Below are 17,091 nucleotides of genomic sequence, written 5' to 3' on the forward strand. Positions count from 1 at the left end.
CCCCGCCGCCCGCTTTTGCGGCGGGGAGATAGAGTGGACAGCAGGACCGGCCATAACAAGTATTGCCGTAGTTTCCTGCTCCTGGCACTAATACTTTCCGCTCAGCAAGGCGCCGCCTATAGGGACTTTGGTGTCTAATCCCAGCTTTTTAAGCATTTCGTATGTTGTGCAGACTGCGGCCGAGGTGACCGGGATGCCGATTTCTTTTTCAAGAAGGTCAATAGCCTCAAGCGAAGGCATTTGCACACAAGCCGAAGCTACCAGCACGTCCACGCCGGTAAGGTCCAGGCGTTTGTAAATCTCCAAAAGGTTCATAGGGTCCTGCGCGGCAACTTCAAGGTTATCGGGTATTTCCAACGCTATGGAGTCAACCACTTCAAATCCCTGGTGTTCTATATAATCCACAACCAGTTGTGTAAGCGGTTTCATATAGGGTGTTATTACAGCTACTTTTTTTGCGCCCAATACTTTAAGCCCGTTTATCAACGCCCCGGCACTGGTAACAACAGGAGTAGGGGCATCATTTTTAATGGTTTCCCCGTGCAGGTTGGTTTCGCTGACGCAGTGGTAGCCCCGGCCCATGCTCATAATCGCCACAAGGCAGGCATAGCCCATGACATCAACACGGGCATCACTAAGTTCCTGCGCGCATTTAAGGCTCTGCGCATCCATGGCCTCAAGCTCTTCTTTTGTCACCTTTTTCATCCGCATCCGGCTGGAGTGGAAGGTAAAGCGCTCCGGCGCGACAGTTTCCCTGGCCCTAAAAAGCGCAGGAATCTCTGTTTCCATTGTTATATTGCTGCTTGGCACGATTTGGCCAATACGATAGGTCTTTTTCATTTAGTTATTTACTTCTTCAGAATCAACAATATAGTTTTTTAACGTACCAATGCCTTCTACTGTGGCCTCAACCACATCGCCCGGCCACATAAATTCCTGTGGGTTACGTCCCGCGCCAACGCCGGCGGGTGTTCCTGTGGCAATAATATCGCCCGGGTCAAGGGTAAATACGGTACTCAGGTCATGAATCAGGTCATTGATATTGAACAGCATATATTTTGTGTTAGAATTTTGTTTTTCCACACCATTGAGCTTTAGTGAGAGGTTCAGGTTATGCGGGTCTTCAATTTCATCTTTGGTAACCAGCACCGGGCCCATAGGAGCAAAGGTATCCTGTCCTTTTGATACGATCCACTGGCCTGCACGGCGGCAGTCACGGGCGCTGATATCGTTTATCACCGTATAGCCATATACATGGTCCATGGCGTTTTCTTTAGCTATATTTTTACCGCCTTTGCCAATAATTACGGCCAACTCTACTTCATAATCAAGCTGTTGGGTAATTTTTTGGTTATGGATGATGTCGCCCTCCGTACCAATCACGGCACTTGGCGGCTTGGAGAATATTACAGGCTGTTGTGGCAATTCTTTAGAAGTATCCAGTGTACGGGCTGACTCCGCCACGTGTTCTGTATAGTTAAGGCCTATGCCAAAAATGTTTTTCCGTGGCCTTGGTATGGGTGCCATAAGCGTGGCATTGCCAACAGGGATTGAAGTATCAAGCAGTTCTTCTTTAGTAGCAGTATTGTAAAGCTGAACCACCTGTTTTACACCCTCAATGCCTAAGTCTATAAAATCCAGCATGTTATCAGGCATGTGCATAGCTTTAAGCTGAGCTAATTTTTGTATGTCGATAACCATGTTTTCCTCAATAAAACCAAGTCGGGCAGGGGTATGGTTAATGCGGTAGGTAACTAATTTCATTCTTAAGTTGATAGGTTTATTTGTTGATTGTTTTTGCTTTAGACTTTAGACTTTAGACTTCAGACTTGTGGCTATAAAACCTGCCTTCCCTCCGGGTGTACTTTTTCCTGGTACAGCCCAAGTGACTCAATAACCGGCAGGTCATGGAACGAGAACAGGCAGGCGTCTTCAGTTTCACTCAGGTTTACATGCTCATGATATGCCCATGAGGGTATACAAAAGATATCCCTTTCCTTCCAGTCGTAGCGCTTGCCGTCGATAATGGAGTAGCCACGGCCTTTAGCGCACTGGTATACAAAAGAGCCGGTGTGTTTATGCGCCAGCGTATGCTCAGCCGGACGCAACAGCTGTATGGAAGCGCCCATGGTCTGCATAACGTGGCCTCCTGTTTTGGGGTTGGTATAATGCATCAGGATACCATCATAAGGAGAGCCTTCATTAACCTTTGCTGCTTCCAGCAGGGCAGGGTACACCTTTTTCCATGAGTATTTAAACAGGGGTGAGTAGGGCTTATCCCAGTCACTATCAGCCGGTACAAGGCCCACACCGCTATAGGTTAAAGGCGAGTGATTAACCGGAGCAATGAGAGGCTGCTTGCCGTCATATACGGCATAATCATTGGCTTCCAGCGCGTTTACCAGCGGAATATCAAGCCCGTCCTGCCAGATGCAGGTTTTGCCTCCGGCTTCTACACCGTGCTCGTGCCAGGTACTGTTTGGGGTAATCACAAAGTCATTCACCTCCAGCATTATCTTGTTGCCGTCAACAACCGTGTAACCGCCTTCGCCCTCCATAATAAAGCGCAGTGCCGATGCCCTGTGCCGGTGCGCCGATGTGCTTTCTCCCGGGCGTGTAACCTGTATTCCCGTATAGAGCCACCCTACAGCAGCGCTCACATCGCGGCGTTTATCGTTCACAAGGTAAACCACGCGGCGTCCCGCCTGTTCCGGGGTTACCAGCTCACTTGACCTGAGCACCAGCTCCCGAAGGTCTTCATACCGCCAAAGCATTGGCACTGATGATGATCTCGGTTCCCAGGGCTCAATATCATTTGCAACGGTCCATAATGCTCCCGCGCCAAGGCTTTCCAGTTCTTTGTAGTAAGCCTCCAGTTCCGGGGTATCCTGTACCCTGGCACGGCCTAAAACACTGTCGTCATACTTTGTTTCCATACACTTCCACAATCAAAATTATTATTTTTTGTAGCGGATGGTCCGGGTACACCAGCCATCCCTGTTCCTGCCATCGGCTTTATCTTTTCGTCCCTCAAAGGATACCGCCTCTGTCAGGGCTAAAGAGTTATTGCCTTTTGTGCCGGAAATCTTCCTGCGTATCGCTAAAGGTAATATTTTTTCGCGGGGCAGTATTTACCCGCAGGTCAAAAATGTCAAACCTGTTATAATGCCCCAGTATATCGTGCATCTGCTTCGGCTGTATGCATTTTGAAAGGTCTATATCTGCATACACAATACCTTCTTCATCAATAAGCGGTTCGCCTATAACCGCGCCATTCGGGCCTATAAATCCTGAAAAGGCGCTATTCTTTCTGGTGAGCAGCTCTTCCGCATTTGGCACATCCTCTTTCATAATATCAATAATCTCTTTGCTCACAGTAGAGCATGACACAATAGTAAACAGCTTGCCTTCAAAAGAATGTGCCGCCGCCCTTATTTTAATAGCTTCGGCCATATTATAGTCAGGCGGGGCAACCGGCAGGGAAATATAGTTGGCCACGTGTATCAGTTCACCCTGTGTAAGCAGTGTAAACCGGGCTAAAGTGTTAGTATTCTCGCCACAGGCCAGCGTACCTATAGGGCCTATTTCAGTATTATACACTTTCAGCGAAGAACCGTCGCCACCTGTCCAGGTCAGTTTCTCAGCCCAGGTTGGCACCAGCTTGCGGTGCTTGCCTATAAGATGGCCTTTATTGTCTATAATAAGGTTGGTGTTGTATAGCTCACCAAAGCTTTGCCCTCTTTCATTTATGCCAATTACAACATGGCAGTTGTTTTCTTTTGCGGCCAGGCACAAACGGTCCACTTCAGGGCCGGGAACAGCTATAGCGTTAGTATATAGTTTTTCATACCACCTGCTGCCCTGCACCGGTGTCATGATCCAGTTCCAGTAGGGGTAGCCCGCCACAAAAACCTCCGGGAAAGCTGCCAGGCTTGCGCCATTACCCGCTGCCTCAGCTATTAGCTTACATGCTTTGTCAACTGTGGCATCTGCGTTGAGAAACACAGGGGAAGCCTGCACGGCCGCTGCCTTAAATTTTGGTAAATCCAACATATAGTATTTTGAATTATAAATTCTGAATTGCCATCCTGAAATCTGAAATCAAAAAATCTGGAGTTGCATTAAAACCCCATATCCGGAATTAAATATTGTTCCAGTTTTGCCCGCATCTCATCCGGGAAAGGGCTTGATTTAATGTCATCTCTGCTTTCATTAAAATCCACACGTACCAATGACACTTCACCTTCAAGGCATACAGACGTATCTTCATGCTCAAACCGGAAGCCGCAGTGCATAGAAGAGGACCCCAGCCTTTTTATCCAGAGATATTTGGTAAGCTCATCGCCCAGGCGGGCTGCTTTTTTAAATTGAACTTTCAGGTCGACTGTAGGGATACCCCCTGTCTTATGGATATTTTTGAACGGCTGGCCCAGCGCTTCTTCATAAAAATCCTCAACAAGGTTATTGAGCATTTCCAAAAAACGGGGGTAGAACACTATACCCGCATAATCCACATGCTGGAACCGTACTTTTTCTTTCTTAATAAATGCTTTTCCCATTTATGCTGTAATCGTATTTTTTAATTTAAACCGTTGTATTTTTCCCGTTTCTGTCTTTGGCAACACCTCTACGTAGCGTATCTCCCTGGGGTATTTGTAAGGCGCTGCTACTGCCTTAAACCAGTCCTGTATCTGCCTGGCATGTTCGGCAGACGCTTTATTTTTGTCTTTCAGTACGAGGTACGCACAAACCAGCATACCGCGCTCTTCATCAGGAATGCCTACTACAGCGCATTCAGCAACGTCATCATGCGTAAGCAGTACGCTTTCCACCTCAATGGCCGCTATATTATATCCGGATGAAATAATCATGTCATCGCCGCGCGCTACGAACCAGAAGTACCCGTCTTCGTCTTTACGGAAAATATCACCTGTTATATTCCAGCCCTCCTGCACGTACTCTTTCTGCTTTTCGGGGCTGTTCAGGTATTTGCAGCCGGTAATGCCGCGAACCGCGAGCCTGCCGGGTGTACCGTCAGCAACTTCATTTCCTTTATCATCAATAATTTTTGCTTCATAGCCTCTTATGGCTTTGCCTGTAGCTCCGGGACGCATCTCACTTTCATCGGAAGAAATAAATATATGGAGTATTTCAGTAGAACCGATGCCGTCTATGATTTTTAAACCTGTAGCATTATACCAGTCTTCCCATACTTTCAGCGGCAGCGTTTCACCCGCTGACACACATTTGCGAAGTGAAGATATATCAAAACCCTTCACTTTGGTTGCGAGTACACGCCAGGCGGTAGGGGCGGTGAAACATATGCTTACCTTATGGTCCTGTATTGCCTGCAAAAGCAGTTCCGGTGTTGGCTTTTCAATTAAAAAGGTTGATGCGCCGAAATAGAATGGAAACAACACAAGCCCTCCCAGGCCAAAGGTAAAACCAAGGGGCGGGCTTCCTGTAAAAATATCATCAGGTGTGGGCTGAAGGCAATGTTTTGGAAACGCCTCGCAGATCAGGAGTATGTCCTTATGATAGTGTGATGTCATTTTCGGCTTGCCAGTAGTGCCTGAGGTAAACCCAATAATAGCAAGCGAGTCAGCTTTTGTGGGGTGATTATCAAATGTTTTAGGTTTATTCCCTGTTAACGTCTCCAGCTTTGAAACCTCTTCACCGCTGCCGTCAAAAGTAATGATATGTTTAAGAAAGGGCGACTCAACAGCCGTAAGGGCTTCTTCCAGCGCATAATCGCAGAAAGCATGCGATATTTCGGCACATTCAATCATTACACCCAGCTCTTTTTCACGAAGCAGCGGCATGGTTGCCACCACAATCCCGCCTGCTTTTAAAATACCAAACCAGCATGCTACGTACATTGGGTTATTTGCCGAACGTATCAGCACCCGGTTACCCGGTATGAAATCCAGGTTTTCCCTAAGCACATGCGCTACCTGGTTTGCCTTTTCGTATAGTTCATTATATGTCCATGTAGCTGTAAATGTGCGGATTGCAATCCTTTCTCCGTTACCTTCAGCAATATGCCTGTCCAGAAGCCTTTCTACACAATTGAGATCCTGCGGAAATTCAAAATCAGGATGCCCGGTAAAGCACCTGGCCATTAGCGAAGGGTGGGGTAGGTGGTCGTGTGCAAAATTATCTTCGTAATTTTTCATGGCTGCGAATATTACTTTTTATGTGTGAGCGGTTTCAGTGCCTTCTTCATTCCTTCCATAACTTTGCGCTGGCCGTTTACGTAAGGGTACAAATGCGAGGCAGCCGACATATACTGCTTCGGGATACCTACCGAATTAAGGTCTTGTACTTTATACAACTCATACGCCTGCGCATTACGCACGAATGAAGGATCCAGCAGCAAGGTTTTACCTAATGCAACAAGGTCAGCACGGCCGTTTAGCAGTATGGTATTAATCTGGTCTATGTCCTGTATGTAACCTGCGGTTATGGTAGGTACATTAACCGTGTTCCTCACCATGTCGCTAAACGGCGTTTGCCACATGCGGCCTATTGCAGGTTTTTGATATCCTACGGTTAATCCAGTAGATACGTTTATAATATCTGCCCCGGCTTTTTTGAAGGCTTCGGCTATGGCAATTACATCTTCTTCAGTAATACCTCCCTCAGCCCAGTCATGAGCTGATATCCTGACACTCATTGGCTTTTCAGGGGGGAATATCGCTCTTATAGTTTTGAATACCCTTAGCGGGAATTTCAGCCTGTTATCAATGCTGCCGCCATATTCATCAGTACGCATATTGGTGAGTGGCGACAGGAACGATGCCAAAAGGAAGCCATGATGCGCCTGCAGCTCTATCATGTCAAATCCGGCCTCGTCAGCATTGCGGGCAGCGTTTTCAAATTCATGGGTTATAATGTCCATGTCTTCCGTGGTCATTTCGTGCGGTACGGCCATCTTATCATTAAAAGCAATGGGTGAGGCGCTTAGCAATCCCCAGGCATTATCTAATGGTTCATTACTGCCTTCCCAGGGCAATTTCACGGCACCCTTACGGCCGGAATGGCCAATTTGCACAGCTATTTTTGTATGGCTGTTTTCATGGATAAAATCAGTAACCCTTCTCCAGCTAACCACCTGTTCTTTAGACCAAATGCCAGGACATCCTAAAGTAATTCTCCCGGTAGGCGATATAGCCGTTGCTTCGGTAATTATCAGGCCTACACCGCCCGTTGCCCGGCTGCCATAGTGGGTGAGGTGCCAGTCGGTCACCACACCTTCTTTAGCCGAATACTGCTCCATAGGGCTCATTACGATACGGTTGTCCAGCACCATCCCCCGCAATGAAAATAGGGTAAATGCAGCGGGCGTTGCAGGCGTGCTGTCTGCTATACTGCTGTTAAATTCAGCCAGCACTTTTTGTGTAAATGATGTATCGCGCAACGCCAGGTTTTCAAAAGTTACTTTTTTGGCACGGGTCATCACGCTAAAGGCAAACTGCATGAACGGGTGTTTAATATGCCTGTCCATATCTTCAAACCATTGCAGTGACACGTTAGCCGCATGCTGTATCATTTCCACGCGGTTGCGGCGCAGCTTCTCGTAATGCCCGAAAACAGCCTGTGTATCATCTTTATATTTTATTACCGAATCAGCCAGTGCAATAGCGCATTCCATAGCCAGTTTGGTACCCGAGCCGATAGAGTAATGGGCCGTAGCCTTGGCATCGCCAAGCAAAACAATGTTGTTGTGGCTCCATTTTTTATTGGTAATGACCGGGAACTGCCTCCAGTGCGAACGGTTGGATATTAGGCCGTGGCCATCCAGTTCTTCCCTGAATAATTCAGAAAGTATAGCTATTGTACTTTCTTCGTCAGTAACACTAAAACCGGCCCTTTGCCAGGTTTCATCAGTAGTTTCAAAAATCCAGGTACTCATGCCCTGTTCATACTGGTAGGTATGCGCAACTATAACCCCGTATGGCGTATTCCTGAAAAAGTAGGTGAATGCATCCAGTGGCTTTGTGGAGCCGAGCCATACGAAACGGTTAGTTTTTAATTCTGTCTCAGTACCGAAACGGGCTGCATATTTTTCACGTATAGCGCTGTTGATGCCATCAGCAGCTACTATTATGTCTGAATCCTGATAGCGGCTTAAATCGTCTACATTAGCTTCAAAATGGAGATGCACACCCTCTTCACGGCAACGTTCCTGTAATAACTGTAATAATGTTTTTCTGGAGCATCCACAGAAGCCATTTCCTGTTATACGTACTTTTTCACCATCGCGGGCTACATCAAGTTCATTCCAGTAGGCAAAGCGGCTGCGTATCAGCTCGTAGGACTGTGGGTCACGTGTCAGGAATTCGCTGAGCGTTTCATCAGAGAACACCACGCCGAAGCCAAAAGAGTCATCGGCCCTGTTGCGCTCATATATGTTAATATCGCAGTGAGGCATTGCCTTCTTAAGCAAAATCGAGAAATATAGCCCTCCCGGGCCTCCGCCTATAACCGTTATTTTCATTGTTTTATAAATGGCCTTTTTATCGAAAAAACCTCGCCCAGCTTTGCATAATTCCAGCCTTCAAGGCGGGCTATGGGCTTATAGGTTTCCCTGTTAATCTTAAAATCATCCAACAGCACCGAGTCATCAACATGAAACATTACAATTCTTCCAATCATGATAGTGGCGCCGCCATCTTTATGCCCTTCAAGGCTGTAGTGGTGTACCAGCTCACATTCAAAATGTATCGGGCTTTCGGCTACTCTTGGTGGTTTAACCAGATCAGAAGGGATAGCTGTTAATCCGGCATATTCAAATTCATTCCCTTCCGGCGGCAGGTTAATGGAGGTATTGTTCATGGCCTCCACTAATTCTTCCGTAGCCATGTTTACCACAAACTGCTTTGTGGCCAGTACATTGTTTAGAGTGTCTTTATTGGTGTTTCCCGTACGTACGGTGGAGAACATTACGTGAGGCGGATCTTCACCAACGGCATTAAAAAATGAAAAAGGCGCAAGGTTGGGTATCCCGCTTTCGCTGATGCTGGAAATCCAGCCTATTGGGCGGGGAATCACAGTGCCTGTCAAAATTTTATATATGTTTTTATTATCTGTGAGGAGCGGGTCAATTTTCATTTTTTGTAATTGTACATTTTGTAAATAAAACGAAATAAAATTAAAAAAAATTAATTATTTGCAGCCTTTAGCAGCATCATGATTTATAAAGATTCGAAATCTTTTAAGTTTAGCCGCACAGGTACATCCTAACTTAACTTTTAAAAAAATATCTATATTGCAAAATTAGCGGTACAAAAATTAATATTACAAAATTAAAATCGTAATATTTTAAAAAAAATGATTTTATATATTTGCTAATTTATTATATTTATGCAAAAATAGTATACATGGAACTTTTAGCCTGCCCGAAATGCCAGAATAATAAGATTGTAAAAAGTGGTATAATTAACGCCCGGCAGCGTTACCTGTGCAAGAAATGTAATTATTATTTTACGGTTAACAAGATTGGGAAGAAAATTGACAATTACTATGTCACTAAAGCGTTGCAGCTTTATCTGGAAGGGCTAAGCTATCGTGAGATTGAAAGGATCATAGGGGTTTCCCATGTTACTGTTAGCAACTGGGTAAAGGAATTCAGGGTAAAAAAGCCTTCGCATGGAGATTATCACCCTACTTACCGTATATATAATCACGCCGAACTGGTTGAATATTTAAAAAATAAGGAACAGCTGTCTGGTGCAGGTATGATTATAACGGAGCTTGGTGATAAATTTATGCTTATAAAATGGGAGCGTTTTAAAAATTAACTATACTTATTTACAAAAAAATATACCTGAAAATAATCTATCCGTAACATTTTTAGAATTTGGCACCAGCAATGACTAACAACCAATTTCCGAAATGTTATGAAAAAAATCTACACAATGGCCTGCCTGCTGCTTTTAGGCACTGCAGGATTCTCGCAGGGTTCATCAGAGTATGGATCCGGGCTTAAATTTAATCTGGACACCACCGGCAGTAAGTACATGAGGATGATAGCCTGGAACCAGATATGGTTCCGTTCTTCTGACATGAATCCGGGTACCGTAATAAACGGGGAAGAAGCTTCATCTGCAACCGATATTGGTAACCGGAGGCTAAGGATGCTGTTTTATGCGCAAATTTCCAAGCGTTACCTTATACTTACACACTTCGGTATTAATAACCAGACCTTTACTAACGGCGGGGCGGCTGGCAGTGCGGGTACCGGCGGGTATGGTCAGGGCAAAAAGCCGGGGCTATTTTTTCATGATGCCTGGAACGAATATGCCATAGTGCTGCCTGAACCCGGTAAAAAATTCAGCCTCACGATTGGGGCGGGGCTTCATTACTATATGGGCCTTTCACGGATGACCATGGCATCAACACTTAATTTTTTAACGCTTGATGCCCCTATTTTCAACTGGCCGCTGATTGAGTTTTCAGACCAGTTTGCAAGGCAGGGAGGTATATTTGCTAAGGGTAAATACGGTAAGCTGGAGTATCGCTTCAGCTATAACAAACCTTTTGCCACAAATCTGACCCCTGTTGATGCGCCCAATGAGAGCAAAGCAGTAGCTGTTGATAATAACGGTAATACAAAATGGTCGAAGGCAGGCTATATAGAATACCAGTTCCTTGACCAGGAGGCTAACCTTTTACCTTATAAGGTTGGCAGCTATCTTGGCAGTAAAAAGGTCTTTAATATCGGTGCAGGCTTTTATTCTGCCCCTGACGGGACAAGGACTTCGGTAGGGGGTGTTATTAAAAAACACAATATAAACCTTTTTGCTGCCGATGTTTTTGCTGACTTGCCCCTAGGCGACCGTAAAAATAAAATGGCCGTAACTGCTTACAGCGTTTTTTATAACTATGATTTTGGCCCTAATTATCTCCGGAATATAGGCATCATGAACGAAGGTTCGGCTAATCCTGCATTTACAGGCAGTACAGCTTTGGCCGGCCCCGGCAATGCACAGCCTATGATAGGCACAGGTACTATCTGGTATACACAGGCCGGTTTCCTGCTGCCTAATGCAGCTGATAAGCCTGTAGTAAGGATACAGCCTTTTGCCGCCTATACCTATAAAAACTTTGAGGCGCTGGAAAAAGCAAGTTCACAATTTGACGTTGGAACCAATTTTTATATAGACGGCCACCATTCAAAAATAACTGCGCAGTACTCAACACGTCCGGTATATACTGCGCCTGATACAAAAACTTCTAAAGGCGAGTTTATCGTTCAGCTTCACATTTATTTATAATCTTTAAATTACATTACACATGAGCAATACTTCAACAAAAGGGATATGGAAGGTTATCACAGCCTCATCTCTCGGTACACTGATTGAGTGGTATGATTTTTATATTTTCGGTAGCCTTGCGGTAGTAATATCAACCAAATTTTTTCCATCAGACAATCCTACAGCGGCTTTCCTGTCCACGCTGGCTACTTTTGCGGCAGGTTTTGTGGTGCGGCCTTTCGGTGCTTTATTTTTCGGCAGGCTTGGCGATATAATAGGCCGAAAATATACGTTTATGGTTACTCTGCTGCTTATGGGTGGCGCCACGTTTTTAATAGGCTGCATCCCCAGTTATGAATCTATTGGGTTCCTGGCGCCATTAGCAGTCCTGATACTCAGGCTGCTGCAGGGCCTGGCTTTAGGAGGGGAATATGGCGGCGCCGCTACTTACGTAGCCGAACATGCCCCAAAAGGCCAAAGGGGTTACTGGACTTCGTGGATACAGACTACAGCTACCTTCGGGCTATTCATTTCACTCATGGTTATCCTCCTTACAAGGGCAGTACTGTCTCCTGAGGAATTTGACCAATGGGGCTGGAGGGTTCCTTTCTGGATATCTATCCTGATGGTGCTGGTGTCATATGTTATCCGTCAGAAAATGCATGAGTCGCCGGAGTTTGCAAAAGCAAAAGCAGAAGGCAAAACCAGCGCCAATCCATTAAAAGAAAGTTTTGGCAATAAATATAACCTTAAGTTTGTATTGCTAGCCTTGTTTGGGGCTGCCATGGGCCAGGGTGTGGTATGGTACACCGGGCAGTTTTATGCTATGAGCTTCCTTAAAACAGTGATGTTTATCGATTCATCTCAGGTAGATGGGCTTCTGGGTATAGCCCTGCTTTTTGGCACGCCCTTTTTTGTAGTGTTCGGCTGGCTTAGCGACAAGGTTGGCCGCAAAATGGTAATGATGACCGGAATGTTGCTCGCCATACTGCTATATCGCCCTATATATGATAAAATGTATAATACTACCAATATAGAGCATAAAACAGAAATCACAGGCCAAACAATTTCTGAGGCCACTGTTAAAGAAAATAAGCCGGGGGTAAGTGACTCAATCTATACAACTACCAAGGCCTATACTGATGGTACTATGTGGAAACAAGTAAAAACAATAAAACTGGAAAATGGAAATCCTGTTATGGAAGGCGGAATAGTAAAATCTGATACAAAAACCATCATTACAATTAATGAAACAGATAAATGGACACTGATTTTCCTTGTGTTTATACAGGTGATTTTTGTTACAATGGTTTATGGGCCTATAGCGGCATTTTTAGTAGAAATGTTTCCTGTGAAGATTCGCTACACATCCATGTCCCTGCCTTATCATGTTGGCAACGGTATATTTGGCGGACTGCTTCCGGCCATATCCACTTACCTGGCTACAAACGCCAAAGAAAATGGAGATACTGCTTTTTATCTTGAGGGATTGTGGTATCCTATTATTATTGCGGGTATTAGCTTTGTCATTGGCATGGTGTACCTGAGGACCAAAAACACTGTTAATCACGATTAAAAAAATATACTTATGAATGCAATAAAAAGAATTTTAGGACTTGTATGGCTCGCATTAGCAGCAGCGGCAGCATATTTTTGTATCTTTATTTTCGGTTTACCAAAATTTGCCACAGGAAAGCAGGATGACCTGGTCTTCGGGATAATAATATTATTTGTACTGACCCCTTTGATAGTATCGGGCCTGGGTACATTTGGTTACTATTCCCTTAAAGGAGAATATGATGATGTTTAACAATAAATATTTAATATAGGCCAATAGCTTCCGGTACTGCCGGGAGCTTTGGTTTTTATAGTTGTATATGAAAAAAAGACACGAACAGAAGCTGGTTATTCTATCCATTTTTTTGGTACTGGCCTTTAACATCCCCATCATGCTGCTTTTTGATAGTGCCACACCCATACTTGGTATTCCGGCAGTGTATATCTAATTTTTTTTCCGTATGGGCATGTTCAGTAATTTTGTCATTCTGGGTAATAAAAAGGTATAATGAGTAGCATATCTCTGTTAATAATACTGTCACTTTACCTGGCATTGCTGTTTTTTATAGCACATTGGGCAGAAAAAAAAGCCAACAGCCGGTGGGCAAATAATCCTTATATATACTCGCTTTCACTGGCAGTTTATTGTACAGCCTGGACCTATTATGGCAGTATCGGCGTAGCGGCAACATCAGGGTTGAATTATCTGCCGGTATATATAGGCCCTGTGATAATCATACCCGCATGGATAATTATACTGCGTAAAATAATCCGTATATCAAGGCTTAATAAAATCTCAAGCATTGCTGATTTTATTTCACTCCGGTACGGCAACAGCAGGTTTGTGGGAGCTTTGGTCACTTTTATCTGCTTATTTGGAATATTGCCCTATATAGCCCTGCAGCTAAAAGCTATTGCCGAAACATTTCACGTGGTTACCCGTACTGAGGCCAGCTCAAATTTTTTGTATGATACCACAACATATGTAGCTATTGCGCTTGCACTTTTTTCATCTTATTATGGTACCCGCTATGTGGATGCCTCAGAAAAAAGGAAAGGCATTGTAACAGCTGTAGCCATGGAATCGGTTTTAAAACTGTTTTTCTTTATCCTGGTGGGGCTTTATGTCACCTTTTTTGTTTTTGATGGCTTTGATGACATATACAGCAAGGCTGTTCAACTGGAAGATTTTAATAAAAAGAACACTATCGGCGGGCTCACACAGGCAGTGAACTGGTTCTTCTTCTGCCTGTTGTCTTTGTTTGCCATTTTTTTGCTGCCCAGGCAGTTCCAGATGGGCGTTATAGAAAACAACCGCGAAAGCCATATAAAAACAGCGGTCTGGCTGTTTCCGCTCTACCTGCTGGCTATCAATATATTTGTCTATCCTGTGGCATGGGGTGGCAATATATTGTTTAGCAATACTGAGGTGAACCCGGATACCTATTCGCTGCTTATCCCGCAGTATTTTGATAACCAGGTGCTGACGGTGCTCGTATTCCTGGGTGGCTTTTCGGCAGCAATTTCCATGATTGTAGTCTCATCCATCGGGCTTTCCACTATGGTAAGTAACAACATACTCATCCCTTATGGTTTTCTCGGGACCCTGAAGTCCGGTGAACAGAAAGAAAATACCAGGCGTATTGTCAATATCAGGAAGCTGAGTATTTTCTGCCTCATATTGCTTTCGTATTTTATTTATCGTGCCATCGTGCTTGACTATGACCTTTTTTCCATAGGACTGGTTTCATTTGTAGTTATAGCGCAGCTGGCACCTTCATTTTTCGGTGCGATATTCTGGCGTAGGGGTTCGCAGGGCGGTGCGGTAACAGGAATGATTATTGGGTTCATGGTGTGTACTTATACACTGCTTGTGCCATATGCTAATGGCATTACCAACATCAGCAGCACTTTTAACACCGAAGGCTTATATGGCATTTCCCTGCTAAAGCCGCTGGCATTGTTCGGTCTGGACTACCTAACGCCTGTACCTCATGCCTTATTTTGGAGCCTTTTTTTTAATACCCTTGCCTATATGGCAGTTTCCGTGAGCTTTAAAGGCAATTACAGGGAACGTAATTATGCTGAGATGTTTGTGGATATTGATAAATATATTACTATGCATGAAAATGCTTTTATATGGAAAGGGACAGCATATAAAACAGATATACAAAAAATACTGAAGCGTTTCCTCGGAGAAGAACGGACAAGGCGTGCCCTCACTATTTTTAATACAAAATATGGAGTCGACAACAATCAGGAAATGGCCGATGCAAGGCTCATAAAATTTGCCGAAAACCTGCTCACGGGACATATAGGTACCGCATCAGCAAAAATACTTATATCAAGCGTTGTTAAGGAAGAAGAAATTACCCTGCCGGAGGTGCTAAAGATACTTGAAGAATCAAAAGAAAACATTATCATTAACAAAAAACTCACAGAGACTTCTAACGAGCTAAAAGCCATAACGGCACAGCTACAGCAGGCAAATGAAAAACTACTCTGGAAAGACAGGCAAAAGGATGAGTTCCTGGACACTGTGACACACGAATTGCGTACCCCTATAACCGCTATTAAGGCCGCAAGCGAAATATTGCATGATGATGACGATATACCTGATCCGCTAAAAAAACAGTTCCTCCAAAATATCATTTCCGAATCTGACAGGCTCAACAGGCTGATTGACAAAATCCTTGACCTTGAAAAATTTGAAACCGGGAAGCAAACAATCCATCCTGCGCCAAATAATATTGCCGCCACAATACAAAAAGCTATAGAGCCGTTGCAGCAGCTTATAAAGAACAAAGGCATCACGGTTACTGTACAAAGCGGTAGTGTTGAAGCCTATTATGATGAAGACCGGATTATACAGGTAGCCACAAACCTATTGTCTAATGCTATAAAGTTCTGTCCTGAAACTAATGGTAAAATTATAATAAACATTCAAAAAGCTGATGATTATGTGACGGTTGCATTTACTGACAATGGCAAAGGGATAAACCAGGGCGATATGGATAATATTTTTGATAAATTTTATCAGTCGGATAACCAAAATATAAAAAAGCCTGTGGGCAGTGGCCTTGGCCTGGCTATCAGCCGGCAGATAATTGAGCATCATAAAGGAAAAATATGGGCAGAAAACTGCCCTGATGGCGGTGCGCGGATATTGTTTAACCTACCTGTAAAACCAATATAAAAATGAAAAAAATACTGATTGTAGATGATGAACCCAATATTGTAATGTCTCTTGAGTATACATTCAAGAAAAATAATTTTGAAGTATTCATTGCAAGGGACGGGCAGGAAGCACTGGATATACTCAAAGTCCGGCAACCCGACGTAATCATACTGGATATTATGATGCCTATGGTTGATGGTTATGCCACGCTTGAGCAGGTTAAACTTGATGAAAAATTAAACAATTGTAAAGTTATTTTCCTTTCTGCAAAGAATAAAGAAAGTGATATCGAAAAAGGCCTTGCCCTTGGCGCTGATTTATATATGACAAAACCTTTCTCAATAAAAAAACTGGTTGACCAGGTAAACCATCTACTGCATCAGGAGGCTGACGGGGAGTAATATTCTTGTATATATCAATCTTGCATAAATACACAGTTTCCTATTACTTGATTTAATATATTTACATTATGAAATAACATAAATTTAAGGACATGAGTTATTATAAAGTAAAGAATTTAGAACAATATTTTAAACATTACAATAAATCAATCCGGGAGCCACGAAAATTTTGGGAACGCATAGCTGATGAAAATTTTACATGGTATCAAAAATGGGATAAAGTTGTAGAGTTTGACATGCAGGAAGCCGATGTAAAATGGTTCCTCAATGCTAAAGTGAATATTACCAAGAACTGTATCGACAGGCATCTTGCAAAACGTGGCGATAAAACAGCTATTTTATTTGAACCCAATAATCCTGATGAGCCTGCACAGCATATCTCATATAATGAATTATATGATCGCGTGTCAAAAATGGCAAATGTACTAAGGTACCAGGGTATAAAAAAAGGCGACAGGGTTTGTATTTACCTGCCCATGATTCCGGAACTGGCTATATCCATACTGGCCTGTGCAAGGATTGGGGCTATACATTCGGTTGTTTTTGCAGGCTTTTCGGCATCAGCAGTAGCATCAAGGATTTCCGACTGCCAGTCCAGGATGGTGATTACATCCGATGGGGGCTACAGGGGCAATAAAACAATAGACCTCAAAGGGATAATTGATGAAGCGCTTGAAAAATGTGATACAGTAGAAAA

The 17,091-nt window shown here is 43.9% G+C and carries 16 protein-coding genes; 8 read left to right on the forward strand and 8 right to left on the reverse strand.

Annotation, left to right across the window (positions count from 1 at the left end; translation table 11 throughout):
- Positions 1 to 87: 87 nt before the first annotated feature.
- The 8 genes from CHU92_RS04395 to CHU92_RS04430 form a co-directional block, all read right to left on the reverse strand.
- Complete coding sequence (locus CHU92_RS04395; protein WP_094412996.1) at positions 88 to 840, reverse strand: maleate cis-trans isomerase family protein; 753 nt, start codon at positions 838 to 840, stop codon at positions 88 to 90.
- Positions 841 to 1,764: a fumarylacetoacetate hydrolase family protein gene (locus CHU92_RS04400; RefSeq protein ID WP_094412998.1), complete on the reverse strand. Its 924-nt coding sequence runs from the start codon at positions 1,762 to 1,764 to the stop codon at positions 841 to 843. It lies immediately after the preceding gene.
- Positions 1,765 to 1,835: 71 nt separating this feature from the next.
- Complete coding sequence (locus CHU92_RS04405; RefSeq protein WP_094413000.1) at positions 1,836 to 2,936, reverse strand: cupin domain-containing protein; 1,101 nt, start codon at positions 2,934 to 2,936, stop codon at positions 1,836 to 1,838.
- 127 nt (positions 2,937 to 3,063) lie between these two features.
- On the reverse strand, positions 3,064 to 4,053 hold the full coding sequence (locus tag CHU92_RS04410; protein ID WP_094413002.1) for a carbon-nitrogen hydrolase family protein: 990 nt from the start codon (positions 4,051 to 4,053) through the stop codon (positions 3,064 to 3,066).
- 68 nt (positions 4,054 to 4,121) lie between these two features.
- Complete coding sequence (locus CHU92_RS04415; RefSeq protein WP_094413004.1) at positions 4,122 to 4,559, reverse strand: acyl-CoA thioesterase; 438 nt, start codon at positions 4,557 to 4,559, stop codon at positions 4,122 to 4,124.
- The gene (locus tag CHU92_RS04420) at positions 4,560 to 6,176 is read right to left on the reverse strand and encodes an AMP-binding protein (RefSeq protein ID WP_094413006.1); all 1,617 of its coding nucleotides are present in this window, start codon (positions 6,174 to 6,176) and stop codon (positions 4,560 to 4,562) included.
- Positions 6,177 to 6,187: 11 nt separating this feature from the next.
- Complete coding sequence (locus tag CHU92_RS04425; protein WP_094413008.1) at positions 6,188 to 8,500, reverse strand: oxidoreductase; 2,313 nt, start codon at positions 8,498 to 8,500, stop codon at positions 6,188 to 6,190.
- The gene (locus tag CHU92_RS04430; protein WP_094413010.1) at positions 8,497 to 9,114 is read right to left on the reverse strand and encodes a flavin reductase family protein; all 618 of its coding nucleotides are present in this window, start codon (positions 9,112 to 9,114) and stop codon (positions 8,497 to 8,499) included. Before CHU92_RS04430 ends, CHU92_RS04425 begins: the two co-directional genes overlap by 4 nt.
- A 269-nt stretch (positions 9,115 to 9,383) precedes the next feature.
- Here CHU92_RS04430 and CHU92_RS04435 point away from each other — a divergent pair, with 269 nt between their 5' ends.
- From CHU92_RS04435 to CHU92_RS04470, 8 genes are all read left to right on the forward strand, one after another.
- Positions 9,384 to 9,803, forward strand: a complete 420-nt coding sequence (locus CHU92_RS04435; protein WP_094413012.1) for an IS1/IS1595 family N-terminal zinc-binding domain-containing protein — start codon at positions 9,384 to 9,386, stop codon at positions 9,801 to 9,803.
- Positions 9,804 to 9,902: 99 nt separating this feature from the next.
- Positions 9,903 to 11,279, forward strand: a complete 1,377-nt coding sequence (locus tag CHU92_RS04440; RefSeq protein WP_094413014.1) for a porin — start codon at positions 9,903 to 9,905, stop codon at positions 11,277 to 11,279.
- A 19-nt stretch (positions 11,280 to 11,298) separates the two neighbouring features.
- Positions 11,299 to 12,834 carry an MFS transporter gene (locus CHU92_RS04445; protein ID WP_094413016.1) on the forward strand — a complete coding sequence of 512 codons (1,536 nt, stop codon included), beginning with the start codon at positions 11,299 to 11,301 and terminating at the stop codon, positions 12,832 to 12,834.
- Positions 12,835 to 12,846: 12 nt separating this feature from the next.
- A complete protein-coding gene (locus tag CHU92_RS04450) occupies positions 12,847 to 13,068 on the forward strand; it encodes a DUF6814 family protein (RefSeq protein ID WP_094413018.1) in 222 nt (73 codons plus the stop codon).
- Between the two features lie 67 nt (positions 13,069 to 13,135).
- Positions 13,136 to 13,264: a hypothetical protein gene (locus CHU92_RS16175; RefSeq protein WP_262494635.1), complete on the forward strand. Its 129-nt coding sequence runs from the start codon at positions 13,136 to 13,138 to the stop codon at positions 13,262 to 13,264.
- Positions 13,265 to 13,323: 59 nt separating this feature from the next.
- Positions 13,324 to 16,011, forward strand: a complete 2,688-nt coding sequence (locus tag CHU92_RS04460; RefSeq protein WP_094413020.1) for an ATP-binding protein — start codon at positions 13,324 to 13,326, stop codon at positions 16,009 to 16,011.
- Positions 16,012 to 16,013: 2 nt separating this feature from the next.
- Entirely contained in the window at positions 16,014 to 16,394 is a 381-nt protein-coding gene (locus CHU92_RS04465; RefSeq protein ID WP_094413022.1) for a response regulator transcription factor, read from the forward strand.
- Positions 16,395 to 16,486: 92 nt separating this feature from the next.
- The coding region (locus CHU92_RS04470; protein WP_165764583.1) for an AMP-binding protein at positions 16,487 to 17,091 on the forward strand (605 nt) is incomplete at its 3' end.

Origin of the sequence: Flavobacterium cyanobacteriorum (assembly GCF_002251835.1) — a bacterium.
GTDB lineage: Bacteria > Bacteroidota > Bacteroidia > Flavobacteriales > Flavobacteriaceae > Flavobacterium > Flavobacterium cyanobacteriorum.

Bases quoted from the DNA above. Each gene is read 5' to 3' on its own strand.
- CHU92_RS04395 (WP_094412996.1), bottom strand. From the start codon at position 840: ATGAAAAAGACCTATCGTATTGGCCAAATCGTGCCAAGCAGCAATATA.
- CHU92_RS04400 (WP_094412998.1), bottom strand. From the start codon at position 1,764: ATGAAATTAGTTACCTACCGCATTAACCATACCCCTGCCCGACTTGGT.
- CHU92_RS04405 (WP_094413000.1), bottom strand. From the start codon at position 2,936: ATGGAAACAAAGTATGACGACAGTGTTTTAGGCCGTGCCAGGGTACAG.
- CHU92_RS04410 (WP_094413002.1), bottom strand. From the start codon at position 4,053: ATGTTGGATTTACCAAAATTTAAGGCAGCGGCCGTGCAGGCTTCCCCT.
- CHU92_RS04415 (WP_094413004.1), bottom strand. From the start codon at position 4,559: ATGGGAAAAGCATTTATTAAGAAAGAAAAAGTACGGTTCCAGCATGTG.
- CHU92_RS04420 (WP_094413006.1), bottom strand. From the start codon at position 6,176: ATGAAAAATTACGAAGATAATTTTGCACACGACCACCTACCCCACCCT.
- CHU92_RS04425 (WP_094413008.1), bottom strand. From the start codon at position 8,500: ATGAAAATAACGGTTATAGGCGGAGGCCCGGGAGGGCTATATTTCTCG.
- CHU92_RS04430 (WP_094413010.1), bottom strand. From the start codon at position 9,114: ATGAAAATTGACCCGCTCCTCACAGATAATAAAAACATATATAAAATT.
- CHU92_RS04435 (WP_094413012.1), top strand. From the start codon at position 9,384: ATGGAACTTTTAGCCTGCCCGAAATGCCAGAATAATAAGATTGTAAAA.
- CHU92_RS04440 (WP_094413014.1), top strand. From the start codon at position 9,903: ATGAAAAAAATCTACACAATGGCCTGCCTGCTGCTTTTAGGCACTGCA.
- CHU92_RS04445 (WP_094413016.1), top strand. From the start codon at position 11,299: ATGAGCAATACTTCAACAAAAGGGATATGGAAGGTTATCACAGCCTCA.
- CHU92_RS04450 (WP_094413018.1), top strand. From the start codon at position 12,847: ATGAATGCAATAAAAAGAATTTTAGGACTTGTATGGCTCGCATTAGCA.
- CHU92_RS16175 (WP_262494635.1), top strand. From the start codon at position 13,136: ATGAAAAAAAGACACGAACAGAAGCTGGTTATTCTATCCATTTTTTTG.
- CHU92_RS04460 (WP_094413020.1), top strand. From the start codon at position 13,324: ATGAGTAGCATATCTCTGTTAATAATACTGTCACTTTACCTGGCATTG.
- CHU92_RS04465 (WP_094413022.1), top strand. From the start codon at position 16,014: ATGAAAAAAATACTGATTGTAGATGATGAACCCAATATTGTAATGTCT.